This is a genomic window from Amycolatopsis ruanii (assembly GCF_003385175.1).
Classification (GTDB): Bacteria; Actinomycetota; Actinomycetes; order Mycobacteriales; family Pseudonocardiaceae; genus Amycolatopsis_E; species Amycolatopsis_E thermalba.
The window spans coordinates 18,242-34,924 of the sequence record NZ_PQHY01000051.1 but is presented as its reverse complement, the minus strand read 5'-3'; the positions used below and the strand labels follow the sequence as shown (position 1 = coordinate 34,924).

The following is a 16,683-nucleotide window of genomic DNA, read 5'->3' as shown; positions in this document are numbered from 1 at the left end:
TCCGTGGCTGATCGCCTCGTTGTTCGCGGTGCGCGCGAGCACAACCTCCGCGGCGTCGACCTCGACCTGCCCCGGGACAGCCTGATCGTGTTCACCGGCCTGTCCGGGTCGGGCAAGTCGAGCCTGGCCTTCGACACGATCTTCGCCGAGGGGCAGCGGCGGTACGTGGAGTCGCTGTCGGCCTACGCCCGGCAGTTCCTGGGGCAGATGGACAAGCCGGACGTCGACTTCATCGAGGGCCTCTCGCCCGCGGTGTCGATCGACCAGAAGTCCACCTCGCGCAACCCGCGCTCCACCGTGGGCACCATCACCGAGGTCTACGACTACCTCCGGCTGCTCTACGCGCGCGCCGGCAAGGCGCACTGCCCGCAGTGCGGTGAGCCGATCAGCAAGCAGACCCCGCAGCAGATCGTCGACCAGGTGCTGGCCATGGAGCAGGGCACCCGGTTCCAGGTGCTCGCGCCGGTCGTGCGCGGCCGCAAGGGCGAGTACCTCGACCTGTTCAGCAACCTCCAGCAGCAGGGTTACTCGCGGGCGCGCATCGACGGGCAGGTGTACCAGCTCACCGACCCGCCGAAGCTGAAGAAGCAGGAGAAGCACCACATCGGGGTCGTGGTCGACCGGCTCACCGTCAAGGCCTCGGCGAAGCAGCGCCTGACCGACTCGGTGGAGACCGCGCTGCGCCTGGCCGACGGCCTGGTCGAGCTGGAGTTCGTCGACCTGCCGGAGGGTGACCCGCACCGCATCCGCGGGTTCTCCGAGAACCTGGCCTGCCCGAACGGCCACCCGCTGGCGATCGAGGACCTCGAACCGCGCTCGTTCTCGTTCAACTCGCCCTACGGCGCGTGCCCGGAGTGCACCGGCATCGGCATCCGCAAGGAGGTCGACCCGGAGCTGGTGGTGCCCGACGACGAGCTGTCGCTGGCCGAGGGCGCGATCGCGCCGTGGTCGGGCGGGCAGAGCGCCGAGTACTTCCAGCGGCTGCTGGAGTCGCTGTCGGAGACCATCGGGTTCCGCATGGACACGCCGTGGCGCAAGCTGCCGGCCAAGGCGCAGAAGGCGGTCCTGCACGGCGTCGACGAGCAGGTCCACGTCCGCTACCGCAACCGGTACGGCCGCCAGCGCAGCTACTACGCGAGCTTCGAGGGCGTCATCCCGTTCCTGGAGCGGCGGCTGGACCAGACCGAGTCCGAGTACATGCGCGAGCGGTACGAGGGCTACATGCGCGAGGTGCCGTGCCCCGCGTGCCAGGGCAGCCGGCTCAAGCCGGAGATCCTCGCGGTCACCCTCGAGCACGCCGAGCGCGGCGAGCGGTCCATCGCCGAGGTGTGCGCCCTGTCCATCGAGGAGGCCTCGGAGTTCCTCGACGGCCTCAAGCTGGGGCAGCGCGAGGCGATGATCGCCGGCGCGGTGCTCAAGGAGATCCAGGCGCGGCTGCGCTTCCTGCTCGACGTGGGCCTGAACTACCTGTCGCTGGACCGGGCCTCGGCCACGCTGTCCGGCGGCGAGGCCCAGCGCATCCGGCTGGCCACCCAGATCGGGTCCGGCCTGGTGGGCGTGCTCTACGTGCTGGACGAGCCGTCGATCGGCCTGCACCAGCGGGACAACCGCCGCCTGATCGACACGCTGACCCGGCTGCGTGACCTGGGCAACACGCTGATCGTCGTCGAGCACGACGAGGACACCATCCGCGCCAGCGACTGGGTGGTCGACATCGGGCCGGGCGCGGGCGAGCACGGCGGGCACATCGTCCACAGCGGACCGTTCACGAAGCTGCTGAAGAACAAGAAGTCGCTGACCGGCGCGTACCTGTCCGGGCAGGAGGTCATCCCGGTGCCGGCGATCCGGCGCCCGGTGAACAAGAAGCGGCAGCTGACCGTGGTGGGCGCGCGGGAGCACAACCTGCGCGGCGTGGACGTGTCGTTCCCGCTGGGCTGCCTGGTGTCGGTCACCGGCGTGTCCGGTTCGGGCAAGTCGACGCTGGTCAACGACATCCTCGCGACCGTGCTGGCGAACAAGCTCAACGGCGCCCGCCAGGTGCCCGGACGGCACACCCGCGTCCGCGGCCTCGACCAGGTGGACAAGCTGGTACGGGTCGACCAGTCGCCGATCGGCCGCACCCCGCGGTCCAACCCGGCCACCTACACCGGCGTGTGGGACCACGTGCGCAAGCTGTTCGCGGCCACCACCGAGGCGAAGGTGCGCGGCTACCAGCCGGGCCGGTTCTCGTTCAACGTCAAGGGCGGCCGCTGCGAGGCGTGCGCCGGCGACGGCACGATCAAGATCGAGATGAACTTCCTGCCCGACGTGTACGTGCCCTGCGAGGTCTGCAAGGGCGCCCGGTACAACCGGGAGACGCTCGAGGTGCACTACAAGGGCAAGACGGTCTCCGACGTCCTCGACATGCCGATCGAGGAGGCCGCCGAGTTCTTCGAGCCGATCAAGGCGATCCACCGGCACCTGCAGACGCTGGTGGACGTGGGCCTGGGCTACGTCCGGCTGGGCCAGCCCGCGCCGACGCTGTCCGGTGGTGAGGCGCAGCGCGTGAAGCTCGCCAGCGAGCTGCAGAAGCGTTCGACCGGCAAGACGGTGTACATCCTCGACGAGCCGACCACCGGCCTGCACTTCGAGGACATCCGCAAGCTGCTCGGCGTCATCAACGGGCTGGTCGACAAGGGCAACACGGTGATCGTGATCGAGCACAACCTCGACGTGATCAAGACCTCGGACTGGGTCGTCGACCTCGGCCCCGAGGGCGGTTCCGGCGGCGGCACGATCGTCGCCGAGGGCACGCCCGAAGACGTCGCCAAGGTCGGCGAGAGCTACACGGGCAAGTTCCTGCGGGACCTGCTCAACTGAGACGAGCCCGGCGGAGGGCCGTCGCAAGTCCCGCGGCGGCCTCCCGCACGGGTACGTCCGTGAGCCACTGCCTGCGTGCAAGATCAGCGGCGGGCGCCGTTTCTTCGCATACTTGGTCCATGCGGGTCAACGCCTATCACTTCCGGGACACCTGGCTGCTGTCCTCACCCGCGCGCACCGTCTTCGACGCGGTCACCGATGTCGCCGGGTATCCGCGCTGGTGGCCGGACGTGCGCGAGGTGACCCGGGTCGACGACAACACGGCCCAGCTCGTCTGCCGCGCGGTTCTGCCGTACGCGCTCGTCATCCGGATGCGGCGCGCCGAGGAGGACCGCGACACCGGCCGCATGCGGGTCCACCTCACCGGCGACCTGGAGGGTTCGCTGGCCGCCACCGCGCTCCAGCTCCCCGGCGGCACCCGCCTGGAGATCACGCAACGGGTCATCGCCACGAAACCGTTGCTGCGCACGCTCTCGCCGCTGGCCCGGCCGGTGTTCCGCGCCAACCACGCCCTCATGATGCGGCGCGGCCGGCGCGGACTGGAATCCCACCTCAGCGCGGCGGGGGCGCGCTGACGAACCCCGCGCGGCCCAGCTCGCCGGTCAGTCCGGAGTGGACGGCGGCCCGCGCCCCGGCGCAGGACAGAACCGGTGGATCCGGCCGGTCGGGCCGGACCCACCGGTAGCTGCGCGTGAGCCCGCCCCGAGGTGACGGCGCGGGGTCACGCTCTGCCCCGCCGGCACGGGTGACCGCAGCCGGCGGAGGGCACGGGGAAGCCGGTGATCCCGGCGGCTGGTGATCGCGATCACCAGCCGCGCGCGTCAGACGCCGGCCTTCACGGGCTCCCGTTCCGGTTCGGCGGCCGGATGGTCGTCCACCAGCGTGGTCTCGTTGAACGGGTCCTGCCCGGACAGCACCCGCTGGGCCCGCGACCGGTCGAATTCCCTGGTCCACGACCCGATGACGACGGTAGCCACCGCGTTGCCGGCGAAGTTGGTCACCGCGCGCGCCTCGGACATGAACCGGTCGATGCCGAGGATGAACCCGACGCCGCCGACCAGGTCCGGCCGGTGCGACTGCAGACCGCCGGCCAGGGTCGCCAGGCCCGCGCCGCTCACGCCGGCCGCGCCCTTCGACGCGATGATCATGAACACCAGCAGGGAGATCTGCTCACCGACCGACAGCGGGCTGCCCTGCGCGGTGGCGATGAACAACGTCGCCATCGTCAGGTAGATCGCGGTGCCGTCCAGGTTGAACGAGTACCCGGTGGGCACCGTGATGCCGACCACCGGCTTGGACACGCCCAGGTGCTCCATCTTCGCGATCAGCCGCGGCAGCGCCGACTCCGACGAGGACGTCGACACGATCAGGATGAACTCGCGGGCCAGGTAACGCAGCAGGCTGAAGATGCTGATCCGCGCGCCGAGCCACAGGATCGCGCCGAGCACGATCGCCACGAACAACGCGCACGTCACGTAGAACCCGACCATCACGACCGCGAGGCTCTTCAACGCGTTCCACCCGGTCGCGCCGACGACGGCGGCGATCGCGCCGAACGCGCCCACCGGCGCGGCCCACATGATCATCGCCAGGATCCGGAACACGAGCTTCTGGATGTGCTCGATGCCGCGCAGGATCGGCTTGCCCGCGTCGCCCATCTTCTGCAGCGCGAACCCGGCGAGCAGCGCGACCAGCAGGGTCTGCAGCACCGAGCCCTCGGTGAACGACGACACCAGCGAGGTCGGGATGATGCCGAGCACGAAGTCCGTGGTGCCCTCGCTGCCCTTGCTGGCCTGTTCCTGCGCCTTCGCGATCGACGACGGGTCCAGGTGCAGGCCGCTGCCCGGGTGCAGCAGGTTGCCCACGATCAGCCCGATCGCCAGGGCGAACGTGGACATCACCAGGAAGTAGCCGATGGCCATCAGGCCGACCTTGCCGACCTTGGCCGCCTTGGCGACCGACCCGATGCCGAGCACGATCGTGCAGAAGATGATCGGCGAGATCATCATCTTGATCAGGTTGACGAACCCGGTGCCGAGCCAGGCCAGGCTCTTGCCGAAGTCGGGGAAGAGGATCCCGACCGCGACACCGAGCACGACCGCGGCGACGACCGCGAGGTAGAGGTAGTGCATCCGGTCGCGGCGCGGTTTCGCGCCGGCCGGTTGTGCCGTAGGCAACGTTGCCTCCTGTGGGGACGAGGCGCGCCCTGTCCGGCGCAGCTTGCGAGTGACTATCAGTCACCGCTATGACCGCGGTCACCGTTGTGTTCATAGAGTTCGCGCGTCCGGCCGCACGTTCCGTGTGCTGGGATGGCGGGATGCGGTTCACGAGCAGGCGCTGGAGCCTCGCGCGGCAGCTGCTCCTGCTGCAGGTGGCGGGAGTGGCCGTGCTGGTCGCGGTGGGCGCGCTGCTGGCCTACTTCGACGCCGCCCGCGCGGTGGAGGCCCGCGCCCGGGACAAGGTCGTCGCCATCGCGAGCACCCTCGCCGATTCGCCGACGGTGCTGTCCGCGGTGCGGCTGCCCGCGCCCGGCACCGAGCTGCAACCCTTCGCCGAGCAGGTGCGGCGCGACACCGGGGTCGACTTCATCACGATCATGGACCCCGGCGGCATCCGCTACACCCACCCCAATCCCGAGCTGATCGGCCAGCGGTTCCTCGGCACGATCGACGTCGCCCGGCAGGGCCGGATCTACACCGAGACCTACACCGGCACGCTCGGCCCGTCGATGCGCGCGGTGGTACCGGTGTTCGACGGCGAGCGCCGGGTGGTCGCGCTGGTCTCGGTCGGCATCAAGGTCGACGCGATCTCGGCGGCGCTGGCGCAGCGGATCTGGACGCTCGCCGCGGTGGCCGGCGCCGCGCTGGCGGTCGGGATCGCGGGCAGCTACCTGGTGAGCAGCCGCCTGCGCCGGCAGACCCGCGGTCTCGCCCCGGCCGAGCTGAGCAGCGTCTTCGCCTACTACGAGGCGACCCTGCACGCGGTGCGCGAGGGGCTGGTGCTGGTCGGCGCGGACGAGCGGGTGGTGCTGTGCAACGACGCCGCCCGCGAGCTGCTCGGGCTGGACACCGATCCCACCGGCGCCCCGGTCACCGGGCTCGGCCTGCCGCCGAGCCTGGTCGAGGCGCTGCGCGGGCAGGAGCCGCGGCGCGACGAGATCCACCTGACCGACGTGCGGGTGCTGGTCGTGAGCACCGCGCCGGTGCGGTCCCGCGCCCGCGCCAACGACCACGGCACGGTCGTCACCCTGCGCGATCACACCGACCTGCAGCTGCTCACCGGCGAGCTGACCACCGCCCGCGGGCTGGCCGAGTCGCTGCGGTCGCAGGCGCACGAGGCGGCCAACCGCCTGCACACGGTGGTGTCCCTGGTGGAGATGGGCCGCACGCAGGAGGCGATCGAGTTCGCCACCGCCGAGCTGGAGATCGCGCAGCGGCTCACCGACCGGGTGGTGGGCGCGGTGTCCGAACCGGTGCTGACGGCGCTGCTGCTCGGCAAGACCGCCGAGGCCAGCGAGCGCGGCGCGGAGCTGGTGCTGACCGAGGACACCGCGATCGAGGACACCGACACCGGCATCGAGCCCCGCGACCTGATCACCGTGCTGGGCAACCTGATCGACAACGCGATCGACGCGGCCATCGAAACCGCGGGGGAGCGCCCCGGGCGGCCGCGGGTCACGGTGACCGCGAAGATCGAGGGGCCGGAGTTGCTGCTGCGCGTCGCCGACACCGGCCGGGGTGTGCCGGACGAGGTGCGGCGGCGCGTGTTCGAGCGGGGCTGGACGACCAAACCGGACGGTCACGGCCTGGGGCTGGCGCTGGTCGGGCAGGTGGTCCGGCGCAACGGCGGGAGTGTGGACGTGACGACTGGGGAAGGCGCGGTGTTCACCGTGCGGCTGCCGGTGCGGCAGGAGGTGCCGCGGTGATCCGGGTGCTCGTGGTCGAGGACGATCCGGTCGCCGCCGAGGCGCACCGCACCTACGTGGAGCGGGTCGCCGGGTTCACGGTCGCCGCGGTCGTCCACTCCGGGGCGGAGGCGTTGCGGTTCTTCGAGCGTGACACCGCCGACCTGGTGCTGCTCGACTTCTACCTGCCCGACACGCACGGCCTCGCGGTGTGCCGGGCGCTGCGGGCCGCCGGCGACCCGGTGGACGTGATCGCGGTGACCTCCGCCCGGGACCTGGCGGTGGTCAAGGCCGCGGTGTCGGTGGGCATCGTGCAGTACCTGATCAAGCCGTTCACGTTCGCCTCGCTGCGGGACAAGCTCGACCGGTACGCGAAGTTCCGGGACAGCTTCGGGGAAACCGGCGAGGTGGGGCAGTCCGAGGTGGACCGGGCGTTCGCCGCGTTGCGCTCACCGGTGGCGACGGCCCTGCCGAAGGGGATGAGCGGCCAGACCCTGGACGCGGTGGTCTCGGCGTTGCGGGAGGAACCGGACGGGCTGTCCGCGGGCGCGGCCGCCACCGCGACCGGCGTGTCCCGGGTGACCGCGCGGCGCTATCTGGAATACCTGGCCGACAACGGACTCGCGCGACGAGAGCCGCGATACGGACAGGTCGGGCGCCCCGAGGTTTGGTACCGGGCCGTCACGTGACGGGCGCTACGATCCGCGGCATGAGCCAGCCTTACCAGCAGCAGCCGCGGTTTCCGATCCTGCTGTCCACCATGAACGATTTGCCGGGCTACCGGGTCGTGCGCGTGTACGGCGAGGTGTTCGGGCTGACCGTGCGCAGCCGCAACATGTTCTCCAACCTGGGCGCCGGGTTCAAGGCGATGGCGGGTGGTGAGCTGAAGGGCCTGTCTAAGCTGCTGTCCGACTCCCGGTACGAGGCGCTGGGGCGGCTCTGCCAGGAGGCGATGTCCTTCGGCGCGAACGCGGTGCTGAGCATGCGCTTCGACTGCAACGAGATCGCCCAGACCGCGAGCGAGATCGCCGCCTACGGCACCGCGGTGTACGTGGTGCCCGACGGCGTCGACCCCAACGCCCAGCAGGCCGCGCAGCAGCAGTACCAGCAGCAGCCGCAGGGCCAGTTCCCGCAGCAGTGACGGACGCGGGCTCGCCGCCCCGGGGCGGCGAGCCCGCGGTCTACACGACGGCCATGAGGATCGCGGCCATGGCGAACCCGGACACGGACAGGATGGTTTCCAGCACCGTCCAGGTCTTGAGCGTCTCGCCGACGGTCAGGCCGAAGTACCGCGACACGATCCAGAACCCGCCGTCGTTGACGTGCGAGGCGATGATCGACCCGGCGGCGATCGAGACCACGATCAGCGCCAGCTGCGCCTGCGAGTACCCGAGTCCGGCCACGGTCGGCGCGACGATGCCACCGGTGGTCACGATCGCCACCGTCGCCGAGCCCTGCGCGAGCCGCAGCCCGCAGCTGATCACGTAGGCGGCCGCGATCACCGGCAGGCCACCGGCCTGCAGCGAGTCGGCGACCGCCTTGCCGATCCCGGTCGCCGACAGCACCGCGCCGAAGAACGCGCCCGCGCCGACCACCAGCAGCAGCATCGCCACCGGACGCAGCGCGGCCGCGGACAGCGCCGACAGCTCCTTGCCGGTCATCCCGCGGCGCGCGCCCAGCAGCCAGGACGCCAGCAGCACGGCGATCGTGAGCGCCACCGCGGGCGTGCCGACGAAGGCCGCCACACCCGCGGGCGCCGAGTTCTTCGGCAGCCAGATGCTGCCGAACGTGCCGGCCAGGATCAGCACCAGCGGCACCGCGATGATCGCCGACACCAGCGCCAGCGACGGCCCGGGGCCCTCGTCGCCGTCCTCCTCGACGATCATCTCGGCCGGCACCTCGATGTGCATCCGCTTGCCGATCCACGACGGGAACACCACCCCGGCGAGGAACCACGCCGGCAGACCGCAGACCGCGCCCATCAGGATGATCCAGCCGAGGTCGACGTGCAGCAGGCCGGCCGCCGCCACCGGTCCCGGGTGCGGCGGGATGAACGCGTGCGTCATCGACAGCCCGGCCAGCAGCGGCAGGCAGTACAGCAGCAGCGACCGGCCGCCCTGCCGCGCGGCGACGTAGACCAGCGGCGCGAGCACGAAGATGCCGATGTCGAAGAACACCGGAACCCCGAAGATCAACCCGGCCAGGCCCATCGCCAGCGGCGCCCGCTTCTCGCCGAACGCACGCAGCAGCGCGCCGGTCAGCACCCGCGCCCCGCCCGACTTCTCCAGGATCGCGCCGAGCAGCGTGCCCAGCCCGATGATCGCGGCGATGTGCCCGAGGATGCCGCCGAAACCCTTCTCCAGCAACGAGTCCGACGTCTTCTGCGCGGTGCCGACGATCGTGCCCACCGGCAGCCCGGCGGCCAGCGCGGTGAGCAGCCCGACGATGATCAGGGCGATGAACGGTTCGGTCTTGAACCGGATGATCATGACCAGCAGGACGGCGATCGACACCGCCGCGAGCGTGAGCAGCCCTGGAGTCGAGTGCTGCAGCCAGTCGATCAAGCGGACCTCCTGAGGGAGTGACCGGCGAGCGCGCCGGTGGGCCTGCCGTCGTCGATGGCCGCGACGCCGTTGACGAAGACGTAGGGGATGCCCGCGGCCTGCTGCCGCGGGTCGTCGAAGGTGGCCGTGTCGGCGACCGTGTCCGGGTCGAACAGCACGAGGTCGGCCGCGTACCCCGGCTTGACCAGCCCGCGATCGGCCAGCCGCAGCCGCCGGGCGGCACGACCGGTCAGGTGCGCGACGCACTCGGCCAGGTCCAGCACGCCCAGTTCCCGCACGTACCGGGCGAGGTAGCGGGGGAAGGTGCCCCAGGCGCGCGGGTGCGGGCGGTCGCCCACCAGCAGCCCGTCGCTGCCGCCGGTGTGCGTGCGGTGCCGCATGATCGCCCGCACGTTCTCCTCGTGCCCGACGTGCATCAGGCACGACGTGCCGAGCCGCTCGGAGAGCAGCACGTCGAAGTACAGCTGCGCGGCGGGCACCCCGGCGCGCCGCGCGGACTCGGCCACCGAATGCCCGACGAGATGGGCGTTTTCGGACCTGCGGACGCCGTTGATCTCGATGCACTCCCAGTCGATCGGTACCCCGTGGGCGCCGTCGGAGCCGGTTTCCTCGATCTCGGCCCGGATCCGCTCGCGCGTGCCCGGATCGGCCAGGCGCTCCAGGGTCGCGGCGATCCCGCCCTCGGCCGCCCAGCTCGGCAGCAGCGCGGCCAGGTAGGTCGCGCCGGGCAGGTACGGGTAGGTGTCGAGGGTGATGTCCACGCCGTCGTCGAGCGCGGCGTCCAGCAGCCGCAGCAGATCCGGTGCCTTCCCCTTGTTGACGGAGAAGTTCATCGTGGCGTGGGCCAGGTGCAGCGGGCACTTCGCGCGGCGGCACACCTCGACCATCTCCGCGAACGCCTCCAGCGCGCCGGCGCCGTAGCTGCGGTGGTGCGGGCTGTAGTAGCCGCCGCGCGCGCCGACCACCTCGCACAACGCGACCAGTTCGTCGTCGTCGGCGTACATGCCCGGGGTGTAGGTCAGGCCCGAGGACATGCCGACCGCGCCTTCGTCGAGACCGGTCGCGACCAGCTCGCGCATCCGGTCCAGTTCGGACTCCGACGGCGGCCGGTCGCCGAACCCGACGGCGAGCATCCGGACGGTGCCCTGCGGGACCAGGTAGGCGGCGTTGACGGCGATGCCGCGGTCGAGCCGGTCCAGGTACTCGCCGACCGAGCGCCAGTTCCAGTCGAACCCGGGCGGGTCGTCGTTCCAGCCGGCGAGCTGTTCACGCAGCGCCGCCAGGGTGGTGTCGTCGACCGGGGCGTAGGACAGGCCGTCCTGGCCGAGCACCTCGGTGGTCACGCCCTGGGAGACCTTCGCCAGGTGGTCCGGCGCGGCGAGCAGCTGCAGGTCGGAGTGCGAGTGCATGTCGACGAACCCGGGCGCGAGCACGAGCCCGTCCGCGTCGATCACCCGCCTGCCCGTCAGGCCCGGGCCGATCTCCGCGATCCGGCCGCGCGCGACGCCGACGTCGGCCCGGAACAGGGCAGCGCCGGTGCCGTCGGCGATCCGCGCGCCCCGCAGGACGAGGTCCATTCCGGCCTCCTAGAAGTAGGTGCGGACGAAGTCCACGACGGTGTCGCCGTCGACCACGGGCAGCAGCGGCCACTTGTCGAACACCGTGCACGGGTGGGACAGGCCCAGCCCGACCCAGTCGCCCACCCGCAGCGGCGAATCCGGGGGCAGCGCGACGAAGGCGTGCTGGTCGTTGAGCGCGGTGACGGTGTGGCCGGTCAGCTGCGCGGGTGGTTCGCCGGGACGCCGGTGCCACTGCGGTTCGGGCAGGCCCTCGTCGAAGGAGGCGTCCCGCTTGCCGAGCGTCAGCAGGGCGAGGTCGCCGGTGGGGCGCGAGGTGACCTGCGCCCAGGCGCGCAGCGCGGAGCGGAACCGCGGGGTCCCGGCGATGCGCGGCTGCTCGCCGAGCGGGGAGATGCCCCGGTAGAAGCCGTCGTCGTGGGTCAGGTAGGCGCCGCTGCGCAGGACCGGCACGACCGGCAGGCCGTCCCAGTCCCCGGCGAGCGCGGCGGCGGCCTGGTCGAAGTAGGCGCTGCCGCCCGCGGTGACGATCACCTGGTCCAGGCCCGCGAACAGGCCGCGCCGGGCGATCGCGACGGTGAGGTCACGCAGGCGCGCCAGGTAGCCGTCGACCGTCTGCCGGGACGCCGGGCTCGGGTCGTGGGCCAGCGCGCCCTCGTAGCCGCCGGTGCCGGCCATGCGCCGGGCCGGGCTGGCGTGCGCGGCCTCGGCGATCTTCAGCGCCGTGTCGAGGCCGCGTGCGCCGGTGCGCCCGCCGTCGCCGCCGAGTTCGACCAGCACGTCGACCTGGCGGCGCGTGCCACGCAGCGCCCCGGTCATCAGCTCGACCGAGGCGACCGAGTCGACCCAGCAGCTGAACTCGAACTCCGGGTGCGCGTCGAGTTCGGCGCCGAGCCAGCGCAGGGCCGCGGGGTCGACGAGCTGGTTGGCCAGCAGGATCCGGGACACGCCGAAGGCGCGGTAGACCCGCAGCTGGCTCGCGTTGGCCGCGGTGATGCCCCACGCGCCGTGCTCGGCCTGCCGCGCGAACAGCTGTGGCGCCATGGTGGTCTTGCCGTGCGGCGCGAGCCGCACGCCGGCGCGGGCGCACCAGTCCGCCATGGTCCGCAGGTTGTGCTCCAGCGCGTCCGCCTCCAGCACCACGACCGGCCCGACGAATCCGCCGGTGAACAGGCCGGGCCGCCGTGCGGCGGCTTCGGCGAGCGTGGCGCCCCACAGGTCGGCGGGCACGGACTTGAACCGCCAGTCGAGCCGTTCGCCGGCGATCGCCGCCAGCGCGTCCGGATCGAGGGTGCAGTCGGAGGAAGCCATTCGAGCTCCGTTGCGTGTTGTGCAACGTACGTTGCGCAGAATGAATGCGATAGGTGTAGCATCCGGTTCGTGGCGGGTCAATGGAGTGAGCGTGAGCCAGAGTCTTGATCGCGGGCTGAGCCTGCTGACCGCGCTCGCCGGCGGCGCGAGCACGCTCGACGAGCTGGCCGGTGAGCTCGGGGTGCACAAGTCGACGGTGTTGCGGCTGCTGCGCACCCTGGAGACGCAGCACTTCGTGCGGCGCGAGGGGGCGCGGCACTACCGGCTCGGCAGCGCCCTGTTCGACCTGGCCAGCCGGGCGCTGGAGGGCCGCGACGTGCGGCGCGAGTCCGCGCCCGCGCTGGCCGCGCTCAACGAGCGCACCGGGCACACCGTGCACCTGGCCACCTACGAGGACGGCGAGGTCGTCTACGTCGACAAGTACGAGGGCCGGCACAGCGTGCGGATGTACTCCCGCGTGGGCAAACGCGCGCCGCTGCACTGCACGGCGGTCGGCAAGGTCCTGGTCGCCGCGCTGCCGCCGGCGCAGCGGGAGAAGATCGCGCGCGGGCTGGACTACCCGCGGCTGACCGCGAACACGATCACCACGGCGGAGGCGTACCTGGCCGAGCTGGCTGCGGTCGCCGAGCGCGGGTACGCGGTGGACGACGCCGAGCACGAGGACTTCATCCACTGCATCGCCGCGCCGGTGCGCGGACCGGGTGGTGCGGTGCTGGCGGCGGTGTCGCTGTCGGTGCCGAAGGTGTTGCTGGACCGCGACGGCCTGCTGGCGCTGCTGCCGGACCTGCGGGCCGCCGCCGAGGACGCGTCCATCCACAATGGATGGAGCAGGTGAGGAAGGAACCCCTACATGGCGAAGGTCGCGATCAGCACGGAGAACGCCCCGAAACCGGCGGCGAACTACTCGCCGGCGGTGCGCAAGGGCAACATCCTCCAGCTGGCCGGGCAGGTCGCGTTCGACCCGAAGACCGGTGAGGTGGTGGGCGCCTCCGTGGGCGAGCAGACGCGCCAGGTGTTCAAGAACCTGGAGGCGGTGCTCACCGAGGCGGGCGCGGGCTGGGAGGACGTCGTGATGGTGCGCGCGTACCTGACGGCCACCGGCCACTTCGCCGAGTTCAACGAGGTCTACAACCAGCTGATCCCCGAGCCGTACCCCGCCCGCACCACGGTGTACGTCGGGCTGCCGAAGGGCCTGCTGGTGGAGATCGACCTGCTGGCGGTCGTGGACTGACCCGGCGCGCCCGGCGGGTGGAGTGGAGCCGGGGCTCGGCCGAGCCCGCCCGCCCGAGCCCAGCCGGTCCGGCGGAGCCCAGCCGGGCCGGCGGAGCCCAGCCGGGCCGGCCGGCCCAGCGCGGCTCGCCCGGCCGGGCCTGTCGTGGCCGGCCGAGCCTGCCGTCTGGCTGAGAGCGCCTGCGCGCTGGCTCAGAGTGCCTGCGCGGCTGGCCGTCGCAGCACGGCTCGTCGGCCGGCCGACACAGCGCAGCTGGACCGGGCTGGGCCTGTCGTGGTTCGTCGGGCCTGCCTACCTGGCACTAGCGGGCCCCGCCGCGCACTTGAACGCCCGGCAGGGCACCCCCGCGCGGGGCGTTCCTCCCGAACTCATCCGCCCCCGGCCGGCCCGCTGACCGGGGATCCTCAGATCACCGGCCCGGTGTACTTCTCGCCGGGCCCCTGCCCGGGCGCGTCCGGCACCGCCGAGGCCTCCCGGAACGCCTTCTGCAGTGACTGCAGCCCGTCACGCAGCGGAGCGGCGTGCACACCGAGGTACTCGGCGGAGGCGGTGACCAGCCCGGCCAGCGCGGTGATCAGCCGCCGGGCCTCGTCGAGGTCGCGGTGCGGGCTGGTGTCCGGGTCCTCGTCGGCGAGCCCGAGCCGCTCGGCCGCCGCGGACAGCAGCATCACCGCGGCCCGGCTGATGACCTCGACGCTGGGGATGTCCTGCAGGTCGCGGACGGGCGGGGAAATATCGCCCGGGTCGGGCGCGTTGGAACCATCGTCAAGCACGTCTGGTACCCTTCCACGTGCGACCAGTCCCCGAGGAATCGGGGGCGGCAAGTGGAGCCCCGCTCCCACCCGAGTCGCCGCACGAGGCGGCCGGGTCCGGTCCCGTCACCGGCGTTGGCCGATGGCGGCGGAACGTTCGGCATTCGTTGCCGGATGTGATCGGAAAAGCTGGGCCCCGCATCCCGGGCAGGTACGCCAGGGACGGGGCCCGTGGTATGTGGGCACCAGGTCGAGCAGGCTAGACAACACACCTCGGACCAAGGAGGCCACATCAGCTCCGAGACACGCATCAACGAACGCATCCGCGTTCCCGAGGTCCGGCTCGTCGGACCGAACGGGGAACAGGTCGGCATCGTCCGCATCGAGGATGCGCTCAGGCTCGCCCAGGAAGCGGATCTCGACCTCGTCGAGGTCGCCCCGCAGGCGCGCCCGCCGGTCTGCAAGCTCATGGACTTCGGCAAGTTCAAGTACGAGAGCGCGCAGAAGGCCCGCGAGTCACGCCGTAACCAGCAGCTCACCGTCATCAAAGAGCAGAAGCTGCGCCCGAAGATCGACCAGCACGACTACGAGACGAAGAAGGGGCACGTGTCCCGCTTCCTCGCCGCGGGGAACAAGGTCAAGGTGACCATCATGTTCCGCGGTCGTGAGCAGTCGAGGCCGGAGCTGGGTTTCCGGCTGCTGCAGAAGCTCTCCGAAGACGTGGCCGAGCTCGGTTACGTGGAGGCGTCCCCGAAGCAGGACGGCCGCAACATGATCATGGTGCTGGCGCCGCACAAGAACGCCAAGCCCAAGCAGAAGGCCGCCAAGGAACCCGTCGACTCCTGACGGGCGCCGCGACCGACGCAGTTCGCAGCACACCGGAACTCCGGTGTGCTGCACCATGAAAGAGAGCACTCAATGCCGAAGATGAAGACGCACAGCGGGACCTCGAAGCGGATTCGGGTCACCGGCTCCGGCAAGCTTCGCCGCCAGAAGGCCGGCCGCCGCCACCTGATGGAGAAGAAGTCCAGCCGGGTCACCCGTCGCCTGGAGGGCACCGGCGAGGTCGCCAAGAACGACGTCGGCCGGATCAAGCGGCTGCTCGGCCGCTGAAGCTCTCCTCTTCCGCCGTAAACCCCCGGGGCGCCGATCGCGCCCCCTGAGATCGACAGGACGGACCCGTGGCACGCGTCAAGCGGGCGGTCAACGCCCAGAAGAAGCGTCGCGCAACTCTCGAACTGGCCAGCGGTTACCGCGGCCAGCGCTCGCGGCTGTACCGCAAGGCGAAGGAGCAGATGCTCCACTCGCTCAACTACGCCTACCGGGACCGCCGTGCCCGCAAGGGTGACTTCCGCCAGCTGTGGATCACCCGCATCAACGCGGCCGCGCGGCAGAACGGCGTGACCTACAACCGCTTCATCCAGGGCCTCAAGGCCGCTGGTGTCGAGGTCGACCGCAAGATCCTCGCCGACCTCGCCGTCAACGACCCCGCGGCGTTCACCGCGCTGGCCGAGCTGGCCAAGCAGAACGTGACGACCGGGCCGAGCGACGAGAAGAAGTCGGCCTGAGCAAGCACGCTGATCTGACCCGGCCCGGGGCGGCTCCGTTCACCGAACGGACCCCCCGGGTCGTTGCTGCGCGGCGCCTCACCCGCCGCGCCGAGCGCGACAAGACCGGCCGGTTCCTCGCCGAGGGCGCCAACGCCGCCGGCGCGGCCCTGGCCCGCGATCCCGGCGCCGTGCACGAGCTGTTCGTCACCGAACGCGCCGCGCAGGCCCACCCGGAGCTGGTCGCCGCGGCCGGTGAGGCGGGCGTGCGCGTCTCACCGATCACCGACCGCGCCGCCGCCGGGCTGTCGGAAACCGTGACCCCGCAGGGCATCGTCGCGGTCTGCTCGCTGCTCGACCGGCCCCTGGAGGGCCTGCTCGACGGCACCGCCCGGCTGGTGGCGGTGCTCGACGGCGTGGCCGACCCCGGCAACGCCGGCACCGTCATCCGGGTCGCCGACGCGGCCGGCGCCGACGCGGTCATCCTCACCGGTGACAGCGTCGACCCGCACAACGGCAAATGCGTCCGCGCCTCCGCGGGCAGCGTCTTCCACCTCCCTCTCACGCGCGTGCGGGACACCGCCGCCGCGCTCGCCGCCTGCCGCGCGGCCGGGCTGCGCCTGCTCGGCGCCCACGGCTACGCCGAGACCGAGCTGGGCTCGATCGACGCCGCCGCCCCGGCCGCCTGGGTCTTCGGCAACGAGGCCCACGGGCTCTCGGCCGAGGTCCTCGCCGCGGTGGACCTGCCGGTGCGGATTCCGCTCTACGGCGCGGCGGAGAGCCTCAACCTGGCCACGGCGGCCGCCGTGTGCCTCTACACCAGCGCGATGGCGGCCCGTCGTCCGGCCGGGTGACGCGCCGGCGCCGGATCGCGATCGCCTAGAATCCACCGGTAATCGTCACGTGTGCACCTCGCACGGCGGATCCCGTCCAGCGGA

16 protein-coding genes are annotated in these 16,683 nt (G+C 71.8%); 11 read left to right on the top strand and 5 right to left on the bottom strand.

Translation table 11 applies throughout. The features are described 5' to 3' along the window. Nucleotides 1-3: 3 nt before the first annotated feature. A complete protein-coding gene (gene uvrA / locus D0D28_RS24220) occupies nt 4-2,859 on the top strand; it encodes an excinuclease ABC subunit UvrA (RefSeq protein ID WP_094009127.1) in 2,856 nt (951 codons plus the stop codon). A gap of 119 nt (nt 2,860-2,978) precedes the next feature. Next, nucleotides 2,979-3,434 (top strand): SRPBCC family protein, encoded by a 456-nt coding sequence (locus D0D28_RS24215; protein WP_094009126.1) that lies wholly within the window; start codon nt 2,979-2,981, stop codon nt 3,432-3,434. A 246-nt stretch (nt 3,435-3,680) separates the two neighbouring features. Here D0D28_RS24215 and D0D28_RS24210 read toward each other — a convergent pair whose 3' ends face one another. Beyond that, the gene (locus D0D28_RS24210) at nt 3,681-4,991 is read right to left on the bottom strand and encodes a cation:dicarboxylate symporter family transporter (protein ID WP_094009125.1); all 1,311 of its coding nucleotides are present in this window, start codon (nt 4,989-4,991) and stop codon (nt 3,681-3,683) included. A gap of 185 nt (nt 4,992-5,176) precedes the next feature. Here D0D28_RS24210 and D0D28_RS24205 point away from each other — a divergent pair, with 185 nt between their 5' ends. Genes D0D28_RS24205 through D0D28_RS24195 form a run of 3 tightly spaced genes read left to right on the top strand, consistent with a single transcriptional unit; the run spans nt 5,177 to nt 7,904 of the window. Beyond that, a complete protein-coding gene (locus tag D0D28_RS24205; protein ID WP_116112642.1) occupies nt 5,177-6,784 on the top strand; it encodes an ATP-binding protein in 1,608 nt (535 codons plus the stop codon). After that, nucleotides 6,781-7,452 carry a response regulator gene (locus tag D0D28_RS24200; protein WP_116112640.1) on the top strand — a complete coding sequence of 224 codons (672 nt, stop codon included), beginning with the start codon at nt 6,781-6,783 and terminating at the stop codon, nt 7,450-7,452. The genes D0D28_RS24205 and D0D28_RS24200 overlap by 4 nt, the downstream gene beginning before the upstream one ends. A gap of 20 nt (nt 7,453-7,472) precedes the next feature. Next, complete coding sequence (locus D0D28_RS24195; RefSeq protein ID WP_116112636.1) at nt 7,473-7,904, top strand: YbjQ family protein; 432 nt, start codon at nt 7,473-7,475, stop codon at nt 7,902-7,904. Between the two features lie 40 nt (nt 7,905-7,944). On the opposite strand, the gene D0D28_RS24190 is transcribed toward D0D28_RS24195, so the two are convergent. From D0D28_RS24190 to D0D28_RS24180, 3 genes are read right to left on the bottom strand one after another with little or no spacing between them, the layout of a single operon-like run. Then, nucleotides 7,945-9,327, bottom strand: a complete 1,383-nt coding sequence (locus D0D28_RS24190) for a GntP family permease (RefSeq protein ID WP_116112633.1) — start codon at nt 9,325-9,327, stop codon at nt 7,945-7,947. Next, nucleotides 9,324-10,904, bottom strand: coding sequence for an N-acyl-D-amino-acid deacylase family protein (locus D0D28_RS24185; RefSeq protein WP_116112631.1), 1,581 nt, complete (start codon nt 10,902-10,904; stop codon nt 9,324-9,326). Before D0D28_RS24185 ends, D0D28_RS24190 begins: the two co-directional genes overlap by 4 nt. A gap of 9 nt (nt 10,905-10,913) precedes the next feature. After that, nucleotides 10,914-12,215, bottom strand: a complete 1,302-nt coding sequence (locus D0D28_RS24180; RefSeq protein ID WP_116112628.1) for an amino acid deaminase — start codon at nt 12,213-12,215, stop codon at nt 10,914-10,916. Nucleotides 12,216-12,306: 91 nt separating this feature from the next. Between D0D28_RS24180 and D0D28_RS24175 the strand changes: the two genes are divergently transcribed. Both D0D28_RS24175 and D0D28_RS24170 read left to right on the top strand, forming a co-directional pair. Continuing rightward, entirely contained in the window at nt 12,307-13,050 is a 744-nt protein-coding gene (locus D0D28_RS24175; protein WP_094009118.1) for an IclR family transcriptional regulator, read from the top strand. A 15-nt stretch (nt 13,051-13,065) separates the two neighbouring features. Next, a complete protein-coding gene (locus tag D0D28_RS24170) occupies nt 13,066-13,446 on the top strand; it encodes a RidA family protein (protein ID WP_094009117.1) in 381 nt (126 codons plus the stop codon). Nucleotides 13,447-13,850: 404 nt separating this feature from the next. Here D0D28_RS24170 and D0D28_RS24165 read toward each other — a convergent pair whose 3' ends face one another. Continuing rightward, on the bottom strand, nt 13,851-14,219 hold the full coding sequence (locus D0D28_RS24165; RefSeq protein WP_094009116.1) for a DUF1844 domain-containing protein: 369 nt from the start codon (nt 14,217-14,219) through the stop codon (nt 13,851-13,853). Between the two features lie 210 nt (nt 14,220-14,429). Here D0D28_RS24165 and infC point away from each other — a divergent pair, with 210 nt between their 5' ends. From infC to D0D28_RS24145, 4 genes are all read left to right on the top strand, one after another. Next, nucleotides 14,430-15,044, top strand: coding sequence for a translation initiation factor IF-3 (infC, locus tag D0D28_RS24160; protein WP_094009115.1), 615 nt, complete (start codon nt 14,430-14,432; stop codon nt 15,042-15,044). Between the two features lie 72 nt (nt 15,045-15,116). Beyond that, nucleotides 15,117-15,311: a 50S ribosomal protein L35 gene (rpmI, locus tag D0D28_RS24155; protein WP_116112626.1), complete on the top strand. Its 195-nt coding sequence runs from the start codon at nt 15,117-15,119 to the stop codon at nt 15,309-15,311. 68 nt (nt 15,312-15,379) lie between these two features. Beyond that, nucleotides 15,380-15,766, top strand: a complete 387-nt coding sequence (gene rplT, locus D0D28_RS24150) for a 50S ribosomal protein L20 (RefSeq protein WP_017981981.1) — start codon at nt 15,380-15,382, stop codon at nt 15,764-15,766. A 14-nt stretch (nt 15,767-15,780) separates the two neighbouring features. Further along, entirely contained in the window at nt 15,781-16,599 is an 819-nt protein-coding gene (locus D0D28_RS24145; RefSeq protein ID WP_116112660.1) for a TrmH family RNA methyltransferase, read from the top strand. Nucleotides 16,600-16,683 lie beyond the last annotated feature (84 nt).